The sequence below is a fragment of the Capnocytophaga cynodegmi genome (assembly GCF_002302475.1).
Classification (GTDB): Bacteria; Bacteroidota; Bacteroidia; order Flavobacteriales; family Flavobacteriaceae; genus Capnocytophaga; species Capnocytophaga cynodegmi.
Window position 1 is genome coordinate 1,608,317 of record NZ_CP022378.1, and the last position, 19,730, is coordinate 1,628,046.

A 19,730-nucleotide genomic window follows, 5' to 3' on the forward strand; every position below is an offset into this window, starting at 1 on the left:
AGATATGTTTGCTGCTTATCAATTATTTACTACCTTTGCACCTATGCAGGAAAAGAAGGACATACGAGCATTAAGTAAAAGTGAGTTGCGTGAGTTTTTTGAAACGAACGGAGACAAAGCTTTCCGTGGAGATCAGGTATATGATTGGCTTTGGAGCAAAGGGTTGCACTCCTTTGATGAAATGACCAATTTACCAAAAAAAACTAGAGAGATGCTTGATAATAATTTTGTTATCAAACATATTGAGGTTGATATGATGCAACGCAGCTCTGATGGAACAATCAAAAATGCGGTTCGACTGCACGATGGATTATTAGTTGAATCTGTTTTAATCCCTACTGAAACACGAACAACTGCTTGTGTATCAAGTCAAGTTGGGTGTAGTTTGAATTGTACTTTCTGTGCTACAGCTCGTTTGAAACGTATGCGAAATCTGCTTCCTGATGAAATTTTTGACCAAGTAAAAGTGATTGATAGTCAAAGTCGTATGTTCTTTAACAGACCGCTTTCCAACATTGTTTTTATGGGTATGGGAGAGCCTTTAATGAATTACAACAACGTACTGGCTGCTATTGAGAAAATTACTTCAGAAGAGGGGTTAGGAATGTCTCCTAAACGTATAACAGTCTCAACTTCAGGAATTCCGAAATTAATAAAAAAAATGGCTGATGATGATGTTAAGTTTAAACTTGCTGTGTCATTGCATTCTGCTATAGACCAAGTGCGAACATCTATTATGCCCTTTAATGAAAAATTTCCGTTAACCGAACTTCGTGAAGCTTTGGAATACTGGTACAAAAAGACAAAGAACAGAATCACTTATGAATATGTGGTTTGGAAAGATATCAATGATAAGAAGAAAGATGTAGAAGCGTTGATAAAATTCTGTCGTTTTGCTCCTTCAAAAGTAAATCTTATAGAATACAACCCAATTGGGGAAGATGGTTTTGCTCAAGCGGATAGTGCAGCTATTGAAATGTATCAAAATATGCTGGAAGAAGCAGGGATTACTGTAACAGTTAGAAAATCAAGAGGAAAAGATATTGACGCTGCGTGTGGGCAACTGGCAAACAAAAAAGTCAAGAACTAAAAGATAGTAATCAATTATTTCAGATAGTTTGGCTCAAAGTAAGCAATATCTTCAAAAGTTTTGTTTTTAAATTTTTCAAGAGCGTGTATAATCATATCTCTTGCTTGAGGGTAGGCGTTTTTTACAAAAACTGCGTTTGGATTGTCACAGATTTCCGAAAATTTATCTACACCATCACCTAAAAAAATTACTTTTCCTTTTGAGAGCCACTCTGCGTAGCTATTCTTATCCAGAATTTTGGCTTCAGTTTTTTCAATTTCATTGAAATTTCTGTCAAAAACAGCACTATACACTTCCATACGTCGAGCATCTATCATAGGGATAATGATTTCATTATCTGTTACTTGTGAAGCTAAAATTTGAAGTGTTGAGATGGCAATTAATGGTTTATTTAAGGCGAAACATAATCCTTTAGCTGTCGAAATACCAATTCGTAAGCCTGTGTAGGAGCCAGGTCCTCCGCTTACAGCGATAGCATCAATTTCACTGAGAGAAATCCCCGCTAAACCGACTACTTCATTTATGAAAACGTGCAAACTTTCAGCGTGTGTGAATTTCCCTTTGTTTTCGGTTCTTTCAGCCAGAAGAGTGCTATCTTTTGAAATTGCTACGGAACAATTTAAGCCAGAGGTTTCTATACAAAGAATTTTCGTCATAAAGTCAATTTTGAAAATGTTTCGGAAGAATTATTTTTTTGTTTTTCCTTCAATAACCATTACAATCTCGCCTTTGGGTGTTTTTTTTTCGTAATATTGTAATAATCCTTCAAGAGTTCCTCGCTGTGTTTCTTCGTGTATTTTTGTGATTTCCCGAGAGATAGAAGCTCTTCTTTCTTTTCCAAAAACGGAAATAAAGTCGGAAATAGTTTTGAGTAGCTTATGAGGAGAAACATAAAAAATCATTGTTTTCTTCTCATCAGCAAGTGAGGATAAGCGAGTTTGTCTCCCTTTTTTGTCTGGCAGAAAGCCTTCAAAAACAAAGCGGTCATTCGGTAAAGCACTATTCACCAACGCGGGGACAAAAGCTGTAGCTCCAGGAAGGCATTCTATATCAACACCTTTTTCAACACACTCTCTAACAAGCAGAAAGCCAGGGTCGGAAATAGCTGGCGTTCCAGCATCTGTGATTAAACCGATATTTTCTCCACTTTTAATTCGCTGCACCCAATGTCCAACTACCTGATGTTCATTGTGCATATGATAACTTTGCATTGGTGTGGAAATCTCGTAGTGTTTTAGGAGCTTACCACTTGTTCGAGTATCTTCTGCAAGTATAAAATCAACTTCTCTTAAAATGCGTAAAGCCCTGATAGTGATGTCTTCCAGATTTCCAATAGGAGTAGGGATAAGGTAGAGTTTACCCATTAAACTTCAAATCGTTTAAGCATTAAACCTAAAAATCGTTCTTCGTAATCTTCTTTTCCTCTCCAATGATTGTAGATAGGTTTTATTTCTTGCTCTATGTAAAGTGCAATTTCCTCTACACTTTGAAGGTCATTAATGTGCTGAACTACAGTGTTGTATTCACTTTCGCTTCCGAAAAATAATTGACGTATAAACGCAAGTCTGTCATTTAACCCAATTTGAGCAGTTTTTCCAAGATGGTCATTTAATGAAGAAGTTTTTGTGGTTTCTGCTTCTTCTTTTTTTTCAAATACAGGGTGTTGTGTTTGAGAGATGAAATCCTCTAGAGACTGACCTTTGTTTCCTTGTTTTGCCTCTGTTTCTTTATGTACTTCAGTGACAGGCTCGTTATGAGTATGCTGGTTTTCTGCTTCTTGGTTAGCATGTGCCTTTTGAACGATATCCTGATAAGCCCTGTAAGCAGATGTTTTATGCGACTCAGTAGAAGTATAACTTGTTTTTACTGTGTGGTTTTCTTCTTTTTTTTCTGTATCAGTAGGTGTTTTTTCTGTTTGAGACAGAACGATTTTCTGCACTTTAGTTGTTTCAACAGGGAGGTTGAAGATGTCGTTTTCATCTTGTTCCTCTTCTATGAAATCTGCAACTTTCTTCATTGTGTATTGTAAACGGTCTTCTGAGGAGCCAACAGAGTTGTAATATTTCTCTACAAAATTTAAAATTGAAACTTTTTCCAGTAGTTTTTCCAATTCTTTTTTTAAGTCAGGCAGATCCAAATTATCTTTTGTTGAGATAATATTTTGTGCTAATTCCTGTAATTCTTTTTCTAGTTGCTTTTTCATAATCTCAAACATAATAGTGATACAAATAGGCTCCAAAGGTATAAAATATTATTTTAAAAACGAAAATTCATCTGTGAAATCTATAAAAAAGGTTGATTCGTAAAGGATTTTTGTAGTATATTGTGCTCATTAAGTGTAAAAAGCATTACTATTTTGTTTGTTCTAAATAAATATAATATCTTTGCCTTCGAAACTTTAATTTTTATTTAGTATGAATAAATATATTTTATCAGCTCTTTTGATGGGAGCATTTGTGTTTGGAGCTTTCTAACGTTATCCTAAGTGGAAAATATGTAAGTTCATCTAAACTATTTGATATTGATAGTGATAACAAAAGTTTTTACATTCCTTGTGAAAGTTATGTAATATGGCGATTGCAAACTTCCATACGTTTGCCGTATCATTTTACGCTTAATGTGGGGATTAACAATTTGTTTGATTATGTAACTAAAACGGCAAGTTTTTATTCGAGTATTTCGCCAGGTAGAACGTATTTTGTTGGGCTGAAATGGTCAATTTAGCAGCAGGGTTGAAAAGATCATCAATTAGAATATTTAATGAAAGCTAAAAAAAATCGTTTTAATCAGTTTAATAGCTTTGTTAGTTGGAAGAAATGGATTGCTCCAACTCGGATTGCTTTAGTGAATTTTCCGTCGTCAAATACTGATAATGATTCTCAAAAACGAGGCAAACGCATCGGAACAGCTTATCAATTGGAGAACGGAGATATTGTCTATCTTTCAGAGTAATTCGCTGTCAGATAAATGTAAAAAAGGCTTGAAATAAACTATCTCAAGCCTTTTTAATTTTATTTTAAATAATAACTATGCTTCAAAAGGAACAATTGAAACGTATGATTTATTATTTTTCTTTTTCTCAAACTTAACAATACCATCAATTTTAGCGTGTAGTGTATGGTCTTTACCTACATACACGTTTTCTCCTGCATTGTGTTGAGTTCCTCTTTGTCTTACGATGATGTTACCAGCTATAGCAGCTTGTCCACCGTAAATTTTCACTCCTAAGCGTTTAGAGTGAGATTCTCTTCCGTTCTTCGAACTACCGACACCTTTCTTGTGAGCCATTTTCTTTAATTTTTAAGTTTTAAAATTATTTTACGATACCACCATTAAGCTCATCTTGCCATTTTTTCAGTTCGTCCCATTTGCCATCGGCAGCTAATTGAGCTTGTGCAGCCCAAGTTTGTGGGTCTAAGTGAGCTAATGTTGAACTTGCTTCTGCCAAAATTGTTTTAATTTCTTCTGCTGACTTTTTGGCTAATTTAGCAAATGTGTCTACACCAGCGGCTACAAGGGCTTCTGATGCTTTTGGTCCAATTCCTTCAATTTTTTTCAAATCATCAGCTTTTACTGATTTTGAAGGTTTTTCCTCTTTTTTCTCAGTTTTTGCTGGTTTAACAGCAGCTCCTGATGCGATGATGTTTTCAATAAGGATTTCAGTCAAATACTGTCTGTGACCATTTTTAACTTTGTACCCTTTACGTCTTTTCTTTTTGAAGACAATAACTTTATCTCCTTTTAGGTGTTTTACCACCTTTGCTTCAACTGAAGCACCATCTATAGCTGGGGCGCCTACTGTGATTGCTCCATTGTTGTCTAAAAGCAGAACGTTGTTAAATGCAACTTTCTCTCCCTCTTGGTTTTGCAAACGATGAACAAACACTTTTTGGTCTTTTGAAACTTTAAATTGTTGCCCTGCTATCTCTACAATTGCGTACATAGCTTGTTGTTTAAAATGTTAAAATTGGGTGCAAAAGTAACTCTTTTTTTTCAAATGTCAAAGTTCTTTTTATTAATTTTGCTATTTCAAAAAAAATAATTATCTTGCGAAACTTATTTTTAAGCTACTATGAAGAATTTTTTTTTCTTGTTTATAGTTCTAACAATAACAGGATGTGGAGTTTATAACTTTACTGGAGGAAGTACTGGAGATGCAAAAACATTTCAAGTTAACTTTTTTCGTAACGATGCCCCTTTGGTTGAGCCTGGTTTGGATAGAGATTTTACCATTGCATTACAAGATTTGATTAATAATCAAACAAATTTGTCTTTAACAGATAGGAATGGGGATTTGGTGTATGAAGGGGAAATAGTAGAATTTAATATTACACCAATGACGGCTACAGCACAACAGACGGCAGCTCAGAATCGGCTTACTATAGCAGTGAATGTACGTTTTACCAATAACGTGGAAGAAAATAAGGATTTTGAAAAGCGTTTTTCTTTCTACTACGATTATCCTGGTACATCACAATTAAGTTCGGTGAAAGGTACAGCAATTCCTGAGATTTTTGAACGAATTACTCAAGATATTTTTAACGCATCGTTGGCTGATTGGTAAAAGAATGACGGTAAAAGAGTTTGTTGAAATACTAAAAAATCCTTATGTAATAGGAGAGGAACAAGCACACGAATTAGACCATATCGTGAAGGAGTATCCCTACTTTCAGGCTGCTCGCGTATTACAGCTCAAAGTGCTTCATTCTGAAGGGAATTACCGTTACAACAAGGCTTTAAAACTTGCTGCTGCTCACGTTTTGGATCGCTCTGTGTTGTATGAATTTATACATTCAAGAGCGGTTGTACCTGATATTTCAGCTCTGAAGCAAGATTTGAACGAAATTAAAAAGGCAGTACAACGGCAAGAAGCAAAAGAAAATGCAGAAATTGTCAATGTAGAATATCTGCCTCCAGAGCCTTTTACCATTCCACAAGTGCCTAAATCTATTTTTGATGAAGATATTTTTTCAGAAAAATTCATTCGTCAGGGAGATATAGAATCTATCCTTGTTTATAAGGAGGAAGTGGACGATGTAACGCCTGAAACAGAAAGAGTACAAGGCAAAAACGTATTAGGTGACAGGCTGGATTCTATTTCGGAATGGCTGAAGAGTATTTCTGAAGATAAAAGTATGCAATCTTCTGAATATAAAGATGATAATGTGGCTAAAAAATTTCATTTGATAGATAAATTTCTGGAGACTAATCCTAAAATTGAGCCTGTAAAAGATTATTCTTCAAATGTAAATTTGGCTAATGAAGTTAAAACAGACCCACGCCAATTAATGACTGAAACGTTGGCTCAAGTTTATGTAAATCAGAAGAAATATAAACAAGCAATTCAGGCTTATGAAATATTAATTTTGAAAAATCCAGAAAAAAGTGCTTACTTTGCATCCCAAATACAAGAAATAAAAAATTTACAACAACAAAAATAATTTATTTAAATGACAACATTCAATATTTTTTTAATCCTTATTGTAGTGGTGTGTCTGCTACTTGCATTGGTTATAATGGTTCAAAATCCTAAAGGAGGTGGTCTTTCTTCTTCTTTTGGAGGAAATACGCAAGTTGTGGGAGGAGTTAAAAAGACGGGAGATTTCTTGGAACGTAGTACTTGGACATTTGCGACCCTTTTGGCAGTGTTGATTTTGGTGGCTAACACTTTGTTGCAATCAAATACAACGACAGGTTCTGACTCAAAATTATTAGATGGAACTCCTGTACAAACAGATGTTTTAAACACGCCAGCTTCTACAAATGAGGCTCAACAACCTGGGACAACTTCAAACACTGCACAATAAAGATTTAGTGGTTAAAATTAAAAAATTGAGAATTGAGTATCATATGTATTTTCAATTCTCTTTTTTTGTTTAAAATAAAAGTATGACATAGTGTCAGTTTTTTTTTGTTTGGCACACTTTCTGAGTTGTTTTGAAGAAGATTTTTGAATACTTGTAATGTATTTAATTTTTTTTAGTATAATTATAAATTCAATAAAAACATAAAATATGGCAAAAGTGAAAATTAAGCCTTTGGCAGACAGAGTACTAATTGAACCTGCTGTAGCTGAGACCACTACGGCATCAGGTATCATCATTCCTGACACTGCAAAAGAAAAACCACAAAAAGGTACCGTGGTTGCAGTAGGGGCAGGAACAAAAGACAATCCAATTACCTTGAAAGTAGGAGATGTAGTTCTTTATGGGAAATACGCAGGAACTGAACTTAAATTAGAAGGAAAAGATTATCTTATTATGAGAGAGAATGATGTATTAGCTGTTTTATAGCTAATTGTTCATTCTTTTTGAGTATAAAAAATAAATAAAAATGGCAAAAGAAATAAAATTTGATATAGAAGCTCGTGAAGGCTTAAAACGTGGCGTTGATGCATTAGCAAACGCAGTGAAAGTTACTTTAGGTCCGAAAGGAAGAAATGTAATTATCAGTAAATCATTTGGTTCTCCTCATATTACCAAAGATGGTGTAACTGTAGCAAAAGAAGTTGAGCTAGAAGATGCTCTTGAAAATATGGGAGCTCAAATGGTAAAAGAAGTTGCTTCAAAAACCAATGATTTGGCAGGTGACGGAACTACTACTGCCACTGTTTTGGCTCAGGCCATCGTTAAAGAAGGTTTGAAAAACGTTGCTGCCGGTGCAAACCCGATGGATTTGAAACGCGGAATTGACAAAGCTGTCACAAAAATTGTTGAGAATTTAGCGAAACAAGCAAAAGAAGTTGGCTCTTCTTCTGAAAAAATCCGTCAAGTAGCTTCTATTTCAGCAAATAACGACGATACTATCGGTGAGTTGATTGCCGCTGCTTTCGAAAAAGTAGGAAAAGAAGGTGTTATCACTGTTGAAGAGGCTAAAGGTACTGATACTTACGTAGATGTGGTGGAAGGAATGCAGTTCGATAGAGGATATTTATCTCCTTATTTCGTGACAGATTCAGAGAAAATGGTTGCTGAATTGGACAGACCTTACATCTTATTGTACGATAAGAAAATCTCTACAATGAAAGACTTACTTCCTGTGTTAGAGCCAGTTGCTCAATCAGGTAAGCCATTGTTAATCATTGCAGAAGATATTGATGGAGAGGCTTTAGCTACATTGGTAGTTAATAAATTGAGAGGAACACTTCGTATTGCAGCTGTAAAAGCTCCTGGGTTTGGTGACAGAAGAAAAGCAATGTTGGAAGATATCGCTATCTTAACAGGAGGAACGGTTATCGCTGAAGAAAGAGGATTTACTCTTGAAAACGCAACCATCGATATGCTTGGTACAGCAGAAAAAGTGTCCATCGACAAAGATAATACAACTGTTGTGAATGGAGCTGGTGATGCTGAACAAATAAAAGCTCGTGTAAATCAGATTAAAGCTCAAATTGAGGTAACAACTTCTGATTATGACCGTGAAAAATTGCAAGAGCGTTTAGCAAAACTTTCTGGAGGTGTAGCTGTTCTTTACGTTGGTGCTGCTTCGGAAGTAGAGATGAAAGAGAAAAAAGACCGCGTTGATGATGCTCTTCACGCAACTCGTGCTGCTGTTGAAGAAGGTATCGTAGCTGGTGGAGGAATTGCTTTACTTCGTGCAAAATCTGTTTTAGCAAAACTTAAACCTGTGAATGCAGATGAAGCAACAGGAATCCAAATAGTAGCAAAATCACTGGAAGCTCCATTGAGAACGATTGTGGAAAATGCTGGTGTAGAGGGTTCTGTGATTGTTGCCAGAGTTTTAGAAGCTTCAAAAGATACATTTGGTTACAATGCAAAAACAGGTCAGTATAGCGATATGTTCAAAGCTGGAATCATCGACCCTAAAAAAGTAACTCGTGTAGCGTTGGAAAATGCAGCTTCTGTAGCAGGAATGATTTTGACAACTGAATGTGCTTTGGTTGATATAAAAGATGAGAAAGCAGGAGCAGGAATGCCTCCAATGGGCGGAGGAATGCCCGGAATGATGTAAATAAAATCATAATCAAAATAAATTTTCTACAAGAGAAGCCACTTATGCAAATAGGTGGCTTTTCTGTTTCTATATTTTTCGTAGTAAATAGAAGTAGATTTTCATTAAAGAAATTTAAGTCATCTGTAATTTGAAGTATGAAAATTGTATAAAAAATTGATTTTTAAAATAATATTTGTACTTTTGGAAAGGCATTTTAATCGTTAAAGTTATGAGATATTTCAAAAGATTTTTTATAGGGTTGATTGTAATATTGTTATTGGTCGTTGGGGGTATGTACATAAGTGGGTATGGATATATTCTCAAAGCAGTTTATGCTATCTATTGTTCGGGACATAAGACAGCCTTTTTGTCTGATTACGAGAAGTTTGATAACAGAACCATCAATAAGGGAGCAGAATCACAACCTTGGGCGTTACATAAGGATTACAACAAGACGAAACCCACAAAAGATTTAGAAAATTTGCATAAAAAGTACGAGTCTGTGGCATTTCTTATTCTTAAAAATGATAGTATTTGGCACGAGCAATACTTTGATGGGTATTCCGAAAAATCAAAAAGCAATTCCTTCTCAATGGCAAAGTCGTATGTTTCTGCTTTACTTGGAAAATCTATTTATGATGGATGTATAAAAAGTTTGGAACAGTCTGTGAGTGATTATCTTCCTGAGTTTTCAGAAGGATTGGCGTCAAAACTTACTGTGGGCGATTTGGCTTCAATGGCGTCAGGTTCGGATTGGGATGAGTCGTATTATAGCCCGTTTTCAATTACTACTCAAGCTTATTTTGATACGAATCTTCGGGAAGTTATGGGGCGAATGAAAATTGTTGAAGAGCCAGGAAAAAGATATGTTTATCAAAGTGGCAACACACAATTATTGGCAATGGTTATTGAAAAAGCAACAGGCAAAACGCTTTCCGATTATTTATCACAATCAATTTGGAAGCCGTTAGGGTCGGAGAGCGATGCTCTTTGGCAGGTTGATAGTGAGGCAAGTGGAATGGAAAAAGCTTATTGTTGTATAGCTTCCAATGCTCGTGATTTTGCTCGGCTTGGTAAACTTTATCGTGATTATGGAAAATGGAATGGACAGCAGGTTTTAGACTCTACCTTTGTAGCTAAATCCATTCAACCTCGATTTTCCGAAAGTCCAGAATACGGATATGGGATGTGGCTTTTGACTCATAATAGCAAAAAGTTTTTTATGATGCGAGGACATTTGGGGCAATACGTTATCGTTCAGCCAGAAGATAACATTATGATTGTTAGGCTTGGACATTTGAAAGGAGTAGAAGAGGAGGGAGGAGATCCTTTCACTGAGGATATCTATGGATATATTGACGAAACTTATAAAATGTTGGAAAATAATGCTCAATAAAATCAATTTGGAAGATATTCTATTTCTAGATATTGAAACGGTTCCTCTATCTGAAGATTATCAAGAACTTTCACAAACTGAACAAGAACTATGGAATGAAAAAACCAAGTATCAACGAAAAGAAGATTTTACTGCTGAGGAATTCTATGACCGAGCAGGAATCTGGGCTGAATTTGGGAAAATAGTTTGTATTTCAGTAGGCTATTTTTCGTTTCGCTATGAACAACGAACTTTTCGGGTGACTTCCTTTTTTGGCGATGAAGTAAAGATTCTGAAAGATTTTTCCCGTCTTATTGAACAATATTTCTCAAGCAGTAATAAGTTATTGTGTGCTCATAATGGCAAAGAGTTTGATTTTCCGTATATTACAAGGCGTATGATAATTAATAATATACGTATTCCTCAAAAAATGCAATTATTTGGTAAAAAACCTTGGGAAGTTCCGCATTTAGATACGTTGGAGATGTGGAAATTTGGTGATTATAAGCATTTTACTTCATTGAAATTATTGACACACGTTTTAGGAATTCCTTCACCTAAGGACGATATTGATGGAAGCCAAGTCAGAGATGTTTTTTACAAAGAGAAAAATATAGACCGAATTGTTACCTATTGTGAGAAAGATACTGTAACTGTTGCTCAGGTGTTTCTGCGTTTTCGAGGAGAAGCATTACTAACAGAAGACGAGATTTTGTTCGTGTAAAATAAAAAAATCGCAAATTTTTTAAATTTGCGATTTTTTTCTATTCTAATTTTTTATGAATGTTCTTTAATTTGTTCTTGGTTTCTGTCCAAAATCTCAAAGATTGAGTTGTTGCTCTTAAATTCTTTAACTATTTCTTTCAGAATGCGAACTACTTCAATTTTGTCGCCTAACTTGGCAGCTGCACTAATTTTGTTTGATAAGGCATCAATTTCTTCAAAAGCCATTGTCGGATCTTTAGACACCATTATTTTCTCGTGGTGAGTAGGAAGTGTTCTTGTATCATCACTTAAAAGTTCTTCATAAAGCTTTTCACCAGGTCTTAACCCTGTGTATACAATTTTTATATCTACATTTGGTTCATAACCAGACAATTTTATCATACGAGTAGCTAAATTGAGGATTTTGACAGGCTCTCCCATATCAAACACAAAAATTTCTCCTCCTTTACCCATCGTTCCCGCCTGAAGAACCAACTCACAGGCTTCAGGAATGGTCATAAAATAGCGAACAATATCAGGGTGTGTTATGGTTACGGGACCTCCTTTTTCAATCTGTTTTCTGAAGTGAGGGATTACTGAACCATTAGAGCCTAATACGTTTCCGAAACGTGTTGTGATGAACTTAGTAGTGTTACCTTCTTCATTTTGAAGTGCTTGTACGAAAAGTTCAGCAGCTCGTTTTGAGGCTCCCATAACGTTTGTAGGATTTACAGCCTTATCGGTAGAAACCATTACAAAACGATTTATTTTGTATTTGCTGGAAAGTAATGCTAAGTTTTTACTTCCTTGAATGTTTACCAGAATAGCCTCATGAGGGTTTTCTTCTATCAAAGGAACGTGTTTGTAAGCCGCAGCGTGGTATACCATGGAAAAATCATGTTCCATAAAAACACTTTCTATACGTTCTTTGTTCGAGATATCTGCTAAAACGAACTTAAATTTCGTATTAGGGAATTTCTCTTTCATTTCCAGCTCAATATCGTACAGAGGGGTTTCAGCTTGGTCTAAAACTACAACTAATGATGGGTTGAATGAAGCCACCTGACGCACAATTTCACTCCCGATAGAACCAGCTCCTCCTGTAACCAATACATTTTTTTGGAAGTGTCGTTTTTTTACTTCATCGTTTTGGATTACAATAGGTTTTCTGTTGAGTAAATCTTCAATTTGAACTTGGTGGATTTTGATATTTTCATCAGGACGTAACTTTTGCAACGATGGGGTTTTTAGAATCATCAATCCTCTTTCTAAGAAGAAGTTTACCCATTGGTTTAGGTCTTCTTTCGAGAAGTTATTTTTATTTATAAGTACCCCGTGTATGCCAAGATACTCCTTACGATATTTCATAAGTTTGTCCTTGCTATAGATAGTCTTACCTAAAAGTACAGCGTGGTTGGAGTCTGTTCTTTGTGTTAAGAAACCAGCTACATCATAAGGTAACTTCGGATTCTCCATAATTGCTTTTGCCATTGATATGGATTCTTCGTCTATTCCCAATATAAGAATACGTTTCTTTAATGCACTTCTTCTGAATTCTTTCAACTGCTCAAAAATTTCTTTAACAAATAATCGGAAGAAAGACATTAGTACAAAAGAAATTGCAAAATAAAGTATTAAGGGGATGTTTAGCAATAATTTGTCTCCTACAGCAATAATATTAGCTATGTTAAAGAGCCAAAGCACAAATATTGTACATACATTAGCTAACAAGATTTTGATTAAGTCGGTAAATGTGGAGTGACGAATAATACCAGAATAGGTGCGAAACACCAACATAAAGACGATATTTACCCCAATGATTAAAAGGTACTTTTGGTAAAGGAGTAGGTTGTCACTATCTTTTACCTCTAATCCATTTAAAAGGTAAAAAGATACGAACAGAGAAAAAATAGATAGACAAATGTCAATAATTAGAACAATCCATCTAGGTAGATATCTGAGGTTTGATAGGTCAATGGTATTACGCTCATTGTATGTTCTTTTGTTCATTATCAATCATTATTTTTATCCACAAGAAATATTTGTGTGAAGGTTCAACAATTAAGTTAAGTAGTAGATATTTATGTTTTTTAAATTATTTAGAAAAAATTCTTGCGATTCGTTCTCTATCTTCATCTGTCATATTAGAACCAGAAGGAAGACAAAGACCTTTATCGAATAAAGTTTCAGAAACATTTCCTCCGTAATATGGAGCATCGGCAAAAACGGGTTGTAAATGCATAGGTTTCCACAGAGGGCGTGTTTCAATGTTATCCTCAAGGAATTTCAGTCGCAGTTCTTCTCTGTCAAAACCTGTTTTTTTATTATCAATTGTTATTGCTGAAAGCCAATGATTTGAAAAGAAATCAGAATTAGGTTCCGTGAAGAGTGTAATTCCATCAAAATCTTTAAAAAACTCTTGATAGAAGGAGTGATTTTTACGTCTTTGAGCAATTCTTTCATCAAGCACTTCCATCTGTCCACGACCAATTCCAGCTGATATATTACTCATTCGGTAATTATATCCAATGTGTGAGTGTTGATAATGAGGTGCGTTGTCTCTTGCTTGAGTAGAAAGGAACACAACTTTTTCTTTTTGCTCAGCTTTTTTACACACTAAAGCTCCTCCTCCAGAAGTTGTTATGATTTTATTTCCATTAAAACTAAGGATTGCCATTTCTCCGAAAGTACCACATTTTTGTCCTTTGAATGTACTTCCCAAAGCTTCAGCAGCATCTTCAATGATGGGGATTTCATAACGATTCGCCACTTGAAGTACTTCATCCATCTTTACAGGCATTCCGTAAAGATGTACAACAATGATGGCTTTAGGTTTTTTACCTTTTGAAATGCGGTCTTTTATAGCTTCTTCTAACGCTTGTGGACAAATGTTCCAAGTTTGTGGCTCACTATCAACAAAAATAGGGGTAGCACCCTGATAAACAATTGGATTTGCGGAAGCTGAAAACGTAAAACTCTGGCAAATCACCTCATCTCCCGATTTTACACCAAGAGCTACCAAAGCTAAATGCAGAGCCGCAGTACCTGCAGAGAGAGCTGCTACCTTTGCATTTTGTCCTAAATATTTTTCTAAATCTTCTTCAAATCCGTTTACATTAGCACCAAGCGGGGCAACCCAATTTTGGTCAAACGCTTCGTGGATATACTTAAGTTCTCCTCCTCCCATATGAGGTGAAGATAACCATACTTTTGAATTCATTTTATTTCTTTTATTTTTATTATTCTTCCTGGGTTTCCTACAATTGTCGCAAAATCAGGCACGTCTCTGATTATTACAGCACCCGCACCTATAGTAGCCCATTTCCCTATTTTTACTCCTTGAATTACGCAAGAACCAATACCTATATGAGCTCCCTCTCCTACTTCAACATTACCTGCTAATGAAGCATTTGGAGATATGTGGACAAAATCTGAAATTTTACAATCGTGCTCTACTATTGCGCTAGTATTAATAATACAATGTTTTCCAATTTCCGAATCTGAATTTACAACTGCATTTGCCATTACCACTGTTCCGTTTCCTATTCTTGAAAATTTAGAAATTATAGCACTGGGATGTATGATAGTTTGATAATCAAATTGATATTTTTCTGATATTTTTTTTCTGATTTCGTTATTACCTATTGAGATTATTACTTTATTATTTTCATTATTTTCTGTAAGGGTGCCTTTTTCAACAGGAATATTAAAAATATCCTTGTTTTTTGGTTCATCATCAATTATTTTACTGACTTTTATGTTGTTTTTTTGTAGAATGTCAATAATTACTTTTGCGTGTCCACTTGCTCCGTATAAAATCATCTCTTTTTTAGTTTTTTATGGTATAATTTTTCTGGTTTCTGATAAAAGATATTTTAGTTGGTTACTTTGTTTTTTGGTTCAATATTTAAAAGCCTATCACACTTGGAAAACATTACACCTTCTTTATAATTAAAGAATTGAGAAATGTCATTTCCTCCCTTCAACCATTCGATATAGGCTGCCGCTGTATTGCTTCCTGCTTCGTGTGAAAAAGGATATCCACCACCAAAACGAGGATTTAATTCCAAGATATATAGTTTTCCGTCACATTCGAAAATATCACAGTCTAAATTACCAATGTGTTTTAGATTTTCGCCTATAATTTTTCCTACCTGATTAAATCTCTCATCTATTACTGAAATAGCTTTGTCTGTTTCACCTGCTCTCATAGATAACTTTTTACGGACAAATGTATTTACATAGTTCCCTTGAAAATCATTCAAGATATCCGCTCCATACTCCGTTCCCAATATTTTTTCTTGGATGATAATTGCGCTGTTAAGACATTTTTCACTAATAACTTCTGCAAGAATACTTCTCTTTAAGCGAATCATTTGCAATCGATAGGCTAAGTCTAACTCTTCAACGGATTCTATAAAATCAATGCCAACAGAAGCACTCCCCCATCTGGGTTTTAACACAAGAGGGAATTTCAATTCTTTTTCTTGAATAGCCTTTTTTGCTTCAACCAGAGATATGAAAGTTTTAGGGGAGTTTAATCCAATCCTATTTATGAATTTTACTGTTTCCCATTTGTCAAATGAAATGTCAATAATATCTTCGTTAGAAACGATTACTTTTGTTCCATATTTTTCTATTTCGCTTTTTTTTGTTGAAAGGATAGGTAGTTCTAAATCATTCAGCGAGATAATAGCTTTAATATTATGTTTTTTTACAATATCAATTATAGTCGGAATATAATTTTTGTCATATATGTTTGGAACCTGGATTGCTACATCAGCGTCAACTAATGCGGGTGCGTTAAGCTGTTTATCTGTTGCAAAAACCTTTCCCTGCCCTTGTAGAGAGTCTTTAAAGTAGTTGATGAGGTAGTTCCTTCGTCCTGCACAAGTGAAAAGAATATTCATATCATTGTTATTTAGAAATGTTTTTTTGAGTTGTTTCTCACAATGTCTAAATCATTACTTTCGCAACTAGCAACAATTATATCTTTCTGAGAAACAACATTTTCTATTGTTTTTAGTAATATTTTTATGTCATTTGTGAAAGAGAGCTCTTCAACATACTTTGCATCCATTTCAAGCTTGTCATCCCAGCTAATGTTGTTTCGTCCATTTACTTGTGCAAGTCCAGTAATTCCAGGTCTTACAGTGTGTCTTAGTTTTTCTCTTTCAGTATAATAAGGTAAATATTTTACCAATAAGGGTCTTGGCCCAATTAATGACATATCACCTTTCAATACATTTATTAACTGAGGGATTTCATCTAAGGATGTTTTTCTTACAAAAGAGCCTATTTTAGTGAGCCGTTCAGCATCGGGAAGGAGTTTTCCGCTACTATCTCTTCTGTCATTCATTGTTTTAAATTTTATAATCTCAAAGACACGGTTGTGTAATCCAGGTCTTTTTTGAAAGAAAAAGGGTTTTCCATCATTGGCAAAAAATAGACCAACCATCACAATTATAAATATCGGAGATAGAAGAATCAGACCAAATAATGCTGCAAAAAAATCAATTAAACGCTTTATATAATTTTTGTACATATTACTAAATTCTGTTGTATTAAACTTTTGAAATTATAAACTTCCGTTTTCCAGTTTTTTCTGTAGGAATTTCTGAAACTTCATCTATTTCTACAGTAGTTTTTTTACCAAACACATTAATTAACTTTTCTTCAATTTGTTTGAACGTTTCATTCTTATTTTCAAATTGATGTACTAGTTTTAGGTGAACCAAGTTCAAATTTTCTTGGATTAATTGAAATTGAACAATATCCTTAAAATGCCATAATGTATATATAATGAGATACGGAGGCAATAATTTACCATCATTAGTTTTCAGAAGATCATTAGCTCTTCCTTGAAGGGTTTTAATGTATTTCCGATTGTTCCTGATGCCAAATGTACATAAGTCGCCTGTTTCATAACGTATTAAAGGAACTGATTTGTTGAATAAGTCTGTAATTACTATACGTGCAAGTTCGTTTTCGTTAGCTTCTTCATCATTATCCAATTTCAAAAATTCGAAATGATAACTGGCTTCGTTAGTCAAGAAATAATCTTCACCTGAAGCAGGTTGCTGTGCAAACATTCCCATTTCTTGGTTTGAGTAACGTGAAACAACGGGGCAATTAAAGATGTTAATTAATTCCTGTTTAGTGTGTATGAGTAATTCTTCAGCCATTGAAATGATGGATTTTACTTTCCATTCTTTGCTTTTTTTTCTACTTTGATTGTCTAGATTTTTCACTAACTCAGCAAATGTAGAGGCGTAACCCGAAAGAACTTTTATATTTCTGTCTTGTATTGCAATTTTTTCAAGTTGAAGAACTCCTTCTTTGCTTAGACTTGAGGTGTCATACATTCTAAAATTTTCCTTCAATTGAGTAAGCCAACTCTTACGATTGATATTCGTCCAGATACGTAACGAGTACATCCTATCTCCAACATCATAATTAGCAATATGGTAGAAAAAAAGGATGTCCATTTTGTTTCTCAAAACTTTCTCAGGATTTTGATATATTCTGAAGGTAGCTCCCGTTGAGCCGCTCGTTGTCATTACCCTAAGAGAATCCTTTTTGTTAATATAGTCTTCAGAAAAAAAACTATCATAATTCTCGTTAACATTTTTTTTACTTATTATTGGGAAACTTTTTATGTTTTTGGGGTCAAAATTTTTATAAAAAGAGGTCTTTTGACAAGCGTATTCTAAAATATCATCAAGTCTTTTGGATACAATTGAGTTATACCCCTCCTCTTGATGATAGATTTTTGCAATCTCATCATAGTGTTTTCTTTTTTTTCCTCCTGTTAGTGCATCTAGTCCCCAATAAAGGTAATACCTAATATTTTTCATATGTTAGTAGAGTATGTGTTTCCCTTTTCAGTTACTTTTTTGGGTTAGAATCAAAGGTTCTAAACCTCGTGCAAAGGTAGGAAATTATTTAACATAAAATAGTCGAAAAGAGAAATTTAAGATATTTTTCACATTACTATATCGATTAAGTTCTTTAAATCTTCAATCTTGTGCTTTGGAAGAAAAATTTGTTCAATACTGAAGTCTTGCCGGTGTATATTCCGGCCTTTGTTGAGTAGGCAGACAGTTGTCCAATTTAATTTATTAGGAGTTACAAAATCTTTTTTAGGGTTATCAGCGACGTAAAAATATTCACTACAATTACTTTCTTCAAACACTAAAAAATTTCTTTCATCGGGCTTAGAAGATCCAAACTCTTCTGAGATAATGATTTTATCAAAGATGTCCTCAATTTTTAAGGCTTTTAGCTTATTTCTTTGGGTGATGCTACGTCCGTCGGTTATTAGTCCTATTTTATAGTTGTTTGATTTGCAGAAATGAAAAACATCTTCAGCACCATCGTTTAGTTTCAGATTAGGAAAATGATTTCTGTATATTTCTAGTAATTTATCCTTGGTGAGATATGGAAATTTATCTATTAAGAACGAAAATACATCTCCTCCTTGATGATAAATTTCAAGCATTCTGCTGTAAAGAGATTCGTGATTTTGAGAATTAGAAACAAAACGGACAATTTCTCTATATGCTGATTTTAAAAAGTCTATTTCGTAAATCAGCGTGTCATCCAAATCAAAAATAATATATTTATTCTTCATAATTATGTACCAAAACCTCATTATCATAACGAAGCATCAACAGATTATCTTCCCAATCGTCAAAAGGTTGAATTTCTTCGTTTAAAATGTACTCATCAATAATGAACTTAGGGAAATTGGCGCCAGCTAAATAACTCAGTGGATAACCACCTCCGAATCTAGGATTAATTTCGATGCCAATTACGCGTTTGGTTTCGGGATTGAAAAAGAATTGCATTGTGAGGCAACCTATGGCTCCATCTATTTTGTCTAAACGAGTTTTGATGAAATCTACAAGCTCATTTTTTTTGGTTACCCCCTTATTAATTTCTCCAGCACGGACGGAAATTCTTCTTCGAGGAACAATACATTTCAATATATTTTTTTTGTCGTAATAAGCATCTATAGTAAATTCTTCATGCAATGTTTGGTTGATGCACTCCATAAATATTAATTTCGGGTCATTCAAGTAATGTTCTGTAAGTTCCGAAGCATTGTTGATTAGAAACGAGCCTTTACTGGCTGAGCCATCATAAGGTTTTACAAATAGAAGAAACTGTGGATTATTTTTGTCAATAATTTTTGGAATATTAATTCTGTTATTGATAAAAAATTGATTGATTTTACGTTTGTCTCTGCATTTTTTTACGAAATCTAATGATGAAATTATGGGTGTAATTCTGTGATTTATAAATAATTCCTTGTTTTTTGACAAGATGTAAAGTTCCGTGTCAATGGTGGGGATAATTATTTTGATATTCCATTCCAAGCAGATTTTAGTAAATTATCAATGTATCGGTCGTCAGTAACTTTTTCAACCTGTTTATATCCATCGGAGATAATACACGCGGGAGCCAATACGGGATTCAAATCAACCGTATATACGTTGTTTTTCGGATTTAGTTTTTTTATCTCTTTTTGGAAAGTTTTCACTAAAGAAACTCGTTGTCCAGCAGAGGTAATTAGAATATTGTTCATTGTGAATATAAAAGTAA

At 34.4% G+C, this 19,730-nt stretch carries 23 protein-coding genes and 1 pseudogene; 10 read left to right on the plus strand and 14 right to left on the minus strand.

Annotation, left to right across the window (positions count from 1 at the left end):
- Nucleotides 1-43: 43 nt before the first annotated feature.
- Entirely contained in the window at nucleotides 44-1,090 is a 1,047-nt protein-coding gene (gene rlmN / locus CGC48_RS07235; RefSeq protein ID WP_026193791.1) for a 23S rRNA (adenine(2503)-C(2))-methyltransferase RlmN, read from the plus strand.
- A 14-nt stretch (nucleotides 1,091-1,104) separates the two neighbouring features.
- Here the strand turns inward: rlmN and tsaB are convergent, their stop codons facing one another.
- Genes tsaB through CGC48_RS07250 form a run of 3 tightly spaced genes read right to left on the minus strand, consistent with a single transcriptional unit; the run spans nucleotide 1,105 to nucleotide 3,293 of the window.
- Nucleotides 1,105-1,746 carry a tRNA (adenosine(37)-N6)-threonylcarbamoyltransferase complex dimerization subunit type 1 TsaB gene (tsaB, locus tag CGC48_RS07240; RefSeq protein WP_018278874.1) on the minus strand — a complete coding sequence of 214 codons (642 nt, stop codon included), beginning with the start codon at nucleotides 1,744-1,746 and terminating at the stop codon, nucleotides 1,105-1,107.
- A gap of 30 nt (nucleotides 1,747-1,776) precedes the next feature.
- Nucleotides 1,777-2,454: a 16S rRNA (cytidine(1402)-2'-O)-methyltransferase gene (rsmI, locus tag CGC48_RS07245; RefSeq protein ID WP_098029052.1), complete on the minus strand. Its 678-nt coding sequence runs from the start codon at nucleotides 2,452-2,454 to the stop codon at nucleotides 1,777-1,779.
- Entirely contained in the window at nucleotides 2,454-3,293 is an 840-nt protein-coding gene (locus tag CGC48_RS07250) for a hypothetical protein (protein ID WP_098029053.1), read from the minus strand. Before CGC48_RS07250 ends, rsmI begins: the two co-directional genes overlap by 1 nt.
- 257 nt (nucleotides 3,294-3,550) lie before the next feature.
- Here CGC48_RS07250 and CGC48_RS07255 point away from each other — a divergent pair.
- A pseudogene (locus CGC48_RS07255) lies at nucleotides 3,551-3,814 on the plus strand (TonB-dependent receptor); the annotation flags it as partial.
- 36 nt (nucleotides 3,815-3,850) lie between these two features.
- Entirely contained in the window at nucleotides 3,851-4,042 is a 192-nt protein-coding gene (locus CGC48_RS11795; protein WP_111995081.1) for a hypothetical protein, read from the plus strand.
- A 75-nt stretch (nucleotides 4,043-4,117) separates the two neighbouring features.
- On the opposite strand, the gene rpmA is transcribed toward CGC48_RS11795, so the two are convergent.
- Nucleotides 4,118-4,378 carry a 50S ribosomal protein L27 gene (gene rpmA / locus CGC48_RS07265; RefSeq protein ID WP_018278864.1) on the minus strand — a complete coding sequence of 87 codons (261 nt, stop codon included), beginning with the start codon at nucleotides 4,376-4,378 and terminating at the stop codon, nucleotides 4,118-4,120.
- A gap of 25 nt (nucleotides 4,379-4,403) precedes the next feature.
- Entirely contained in the window at nucleotides 4,404-5,033 is a 630-nt protein-coding gene (rplU, locus tag CGC48_RS07270; RefSeq protein ID WP_098029054.1) for a 50S ribosomal protein L21, read from the minus strand.
- A 129-nt stretch (nucleotides 5,034-5,162) separates the two neighbouring features.
- Between rplU and CGC48_RS07275 the strand changes: the two genes are divergently transcribed.
- The 7 genes from CGC48_RS07275 to CGC48_RS07305 all read left to right on the plus strand — a co-directional run bounded on the left by CGC48_RS07275 (nucleotide 5,163) and on the right by CGC48_RS07305 (nucleotide 11,142).
- Complete coding sequence (locus CGC48_RS07275; RefSeq protein ID WP_018278862.1) at nucleotides 5,163-5,654, plus strand: LptE family protein; 492 nt, start codon at nucleotides 5,163-5,165, stop codon at nucleotides 5,652-5,654.
- Between the two features lie 4 nt (nucleotides 5,655-5,658).
- Nucleotides 5,659-6,531: a hypothetical protein gene (locus tag CGC48_RS07280; protein WP_098029055.1), complete on the plus strand. Its 873-nt coding sequence runs from the start codon at nucleotides 5,659-5,661 to the stop codon at nucleotides 6,529-6,531.
- A 9-nt stretch (nucleotides 6,532-6,540) separates the two neighbouring features.
- Nucleotides 6,541-6,897, plus strand: coding sequence for a preprotein translocase subunit SecG (secG, locus tag CGC48_RS07285; RefSeq protein WP_041991221.1), 357 nt, complete (start codon nucleotides 6,541-6,543; stop codon nucleotides 6,895-6,897).
- 207 nt (nucleotides 6,898-7,104) lie between these two features.
- Nucleotides 7,105-7,383 carry a co-chaperone GroES gene (locus tag CGC48_RS07290; RefSeq protein WP_041991223.1) on the plus strand — a complete coding sequence of 93 codons (279 nt, stop codon included), beginning with the start codon at nucleotides 7,105-7,107 and terminating at the stop codon, nucleotides 7,381-7,383.
- Between the two features lie 40 nt (nucleotides 7,384-7,423).
- Nucleotides 7,424-9,061: a chaperonin GroEL gene (groL, locus tag CGC48_RS07295; protein ID WP_018278857.1), complete on the plus strand. Its 1,638-nt coding sequence runs from the start codon at nucleotides 7,424-7,426 to the stop codon at nucleotides 9,059-9,061.
- 211 nt (nucleotides 9,062-9,272) lie between these two features.
- Entirely contained in the window at nucleotides 9,273-10,439 is a 1,167-nt protein-coding gene (locus CGC48_RS07300) for a serine hydrolase domain-containing protein (protein WP_098029056.1), read from the plus strand.
- Nucleotides 10,429-11,142, plus strand: coding sequence for a 3'-5' exonuclease (locus CGC48_RS07305; protein ID WP_098029057.1), 714 nt, complete (start codon nucleotides 10,429-10,431; stop codon nucleotides 11,140-11,142). The genes CGC48_RS07300 and CGC48_RS07305 overlap by 11 nt, the downstream gene beginning before the upstream one ends.
- Before the next feature lie 53 nt (nucleotides 11,143-11,195).
- Here the strand turns inward: CGC48_RS07305 and CGC48_RS07310 are convergent, their stop codons facing one another.
- The 9 genes from CGC48_RS07310 to CGC48_RS11850 all read right to left on the minus strand — a co-directional run bounded on the left by CGC48_RS07310 (nucleotide 11,196) and on the right by CGC48_RS11850 (nucleotide 19,713).
- On the minus strand, nucleotides 11,196-13,133 hold the full coding sequence (locus tag CGC48_RS07310) for a nucleoside-diphosphate sugar epimerase/dehydratase (protein ID WP_098029058.1): 1,938 nt from the start codon (nucleotides 13,131-13,133) through the stop codon (nucleotides 11,196-11,198).
- Between the two features lie 85 nt (nucleotides 13,134-13,218).
- Nucleotides 13,219-14,343: a DegT/DnrJ/EryC1/StrS family aminotransferase gene (locus CGC48_RS07315; RefSeq protein ID WP_098029059.1), complete on the minus strand. Its 1,125-nt coding sequence runs from the start codon at nucleotides 14,341-14,343 to the stop codon at nucleotides 13,219-13,221.
- Nucleotides 14,340-14,945, minus strand: a complete 606-nt coding sequence (locus CGC48_RS07320; protein ID WP_098029060.1) for an acetyltransferase — start codon at nucleotides 14,943-14,945, stop codon at nucleotides 14,340-14,342. Before CGC48_RS07320 ends, CGC48_RS07315 begins: the two co-directional genes overlap by 4 nt.
- Before the next feature lie 53 nt (nucleotides 14,946-14,998).
- Nucleotides 14,999-16,033: an ATP-grasp domain-containing protein gene (locus CGC48_RS07325; RefSeq protein WP_098029061.1), complete on the minus strand. Its 1,035-nt coding sequence runs from the start codon at nucleotides 16,031-16,033 to the stop codon at nucleotides 14,999-15,001.
- 11 nt (nucleotides 16,034-16,044) lie between these two features.
- Nucleotides 16,045-16,668, minus strand: coding sequence for a sugar transferase (locus tag CGC48_RS07330; RefSeq protein WP_098029062.1), 624 nt, complete (start codon nucleotides 16,666-16,668; stop codon nucleotides 16,045-16,047).
- 19 nt (nucleotides 16,669-16,687) lie between these two features.
- Nucleotides 16,688-17,980 (minus strand): phenylacetate--CoA ligase family protein, encoded by a 1,293-nt coding sequence (locus tag CGC48_RS07335; RefSeq protein WP_098029063.1) that lies wholly within the window; start codon nucleotides 17,978-17,980, stop codon nucleotides 16,688-16,690.
- 128 nt (nucleotides 17,981-18,108) lie between these two features.
- Nucleotides 18,109-18,756 (minus strand): HAD family hydrolase, encoded by a 648-nt coding sequence (locus CGC48_RS07340; protein WP_098029791.1) that lies wholly within the window; start codon nucleotides 18,754-18,756, stop codon nucleotides 18,109-18,111.
- A complete protein-coding gene (locus CGC48_RS07345) occupies nucleotides 18,746-19,504 on the minus strand; it encodes an ATP-grasp domain-containing protein (RefSeq protein WP_232780472.1) in 759 nt (252 codons plus the stop codon). The genes CGC48_RS07340 and CGC48_RS07345 overlap by 11 nt, the downstream gene beginning before the upstream one ends.
- Entirely contained in the window at nucleotides 19,483-19,713 is a 231-nt protein-coding gene (locus CGC48_RS11850; protein WP_232780473.1) for a hypothetical protein, read from the minus strand. Before CGC48_RS11850 ends, CGC48_RS07345 begins: the two co-directional genes overlap by 22 nt.
- Between the last annotated feature and the right edge of the window lie 17 nt (nucleotides 19,714-19,730).

Coding starts and splice junctions, on each gene's coding strand:
- rsmI (WP_098029052.1), bottom strand. CDS start 2,454: ATGGGTAAACTCTACCTTATCCCTACTCCTATTGGAAATCTGGAAGAC.
- rlmN (WP_026193791.1), top strand. CDS start 44: ATGCAGGAAAAGAAGGACATACGAGCATTAAGTAAAAGTGAGTTGCGT.
- secG (WP_041991221.1), top strand. CDS start 6,541: ATGACAACATTCAATATTTTTTTAATCCTTATTGTAGTGGTGTGTCTG.
- CGC48_RS07310 (WP_098029058.1), bottom strand. CDS start 13,133: ATGAACAAAAGAACATACAATGAGCGTAATACCATTGACCTATCAAAC.
- CGC48_RS07315 (WP_098029059.1), bottom strand. CDS start 14,343: ATGAATTCAAAAGTATGGTTATCTTCACCTCATATGGGAGGAGGAGAA.
- CGC48_RS07300 (WP_098029056.1), top strand. CDS start 9,273: ATGAGATATTTCAAAAGATTTTTTATAGGGTTGATTGTAATATTGTTA.
- rplU (WP_098029054.1), bottom strand. CDS start 5,033: ATGTACGCAATTGTAGAGATAGCAGGGCAACAATTTAAAGTTTCAAAA.
- CGC48_RS07305 (WP_098029057.1), top strand. CDS start 10,429: ATGCTCAATAAAATCAATTTGGAAGATATTCTATTTCTAGATATTGAA.
- CGC48_RS07275 (WP_018278862.1), top strand. CDS start 5,163: ATGAAGAATTTTTTTTTCTTGTTTATAGTTCTAACAATAACAGGATGT.
- CGC48_RS07325 (WP_098029061.1), bottom strand. CDS start 16,033: ATGAATATTCTTTTCACTTGTGCAGGACGAAGGAACTACCTCATCAAC.
- CGC48_RS11795 (WP_111995081.1), top strand. CDS start 3,851: ATGAAAGCTAAAAAAAATCGTTTTAATCAGTTTAATAGCTTTGTTAGT.
- rpmA (WP_018278864.1), bottom strand. CDS start 4,378: ATGGCTCACAAGAAAGGTGTCGGTAGTTCGAAGAACGGAAGAGAATCT.
- groL (WP_018278857.1), top strand. CDS start 7,424: ATGGCAAAAGAAATAAAATTTGATATAGAAGCTCGTGAAGGCTTAAAA.
- CGC48_RS07320 (WP_098029060.1), bottom strand. CDS start 14,945: ATGATTTTATACGGAGCAAGTGGACACGCAAAAGTAATTATTGACATT.
- tsaB (WP_018278874.1), bottom strand. CDS start 1,746: ATGACGAAAATTCTTTGTATAGAAACCTCTGGCTTAAATTGTTCCGTA.
- CGC48_RS11850 (WP_232780473.1), bottom strand. CDS start 19,713: ATGAACAATATTCTAATTACCTCTGCTGGACAACGAGTTTCTTTAGTG.
- CGC48_RS07250 (WP_098029053.1), bottom strand. CDS start 3,293: ATGAAAAAGCAACTAGAAAAAGAATTACAGGAATTAGCACAAAATATT.
- CGC48_RS07340 (WP_098029791.1), bottom strand. CDS start 18,756: ATGAAGAATAAATATATTATTTTTGATTTGGATGACACGCTGATTTAC.
- CGC48_RS07335 (WP_098029063.1), bottom strand. CDS start 17,980: ATGAAAAATATTAGGTATTACCTTTATTGGGGACTAGATGCACTAACA.
- CGC48_RS07330 (WP_098029062.1), bottom strand. CDS start 16,668: ATGTACAAAAATTATATAAAGCGTTTAATTGATTTTTTTGCAGCATTA.
- CGC48_RS07280 (WP_098029055.1), top strand. CDS start 5,659: ATGACGGTAAAAGAGTTTGTTGAAATACTAAAAAATCCTTATGTAATA.
- CGC48_RS07290 (WP_041991223.1), top strand. CDS start 7,105: ATGGCAAAAGTGAAAATTAAGCCTTTGGCAGACAGAGTACTAATTGAA.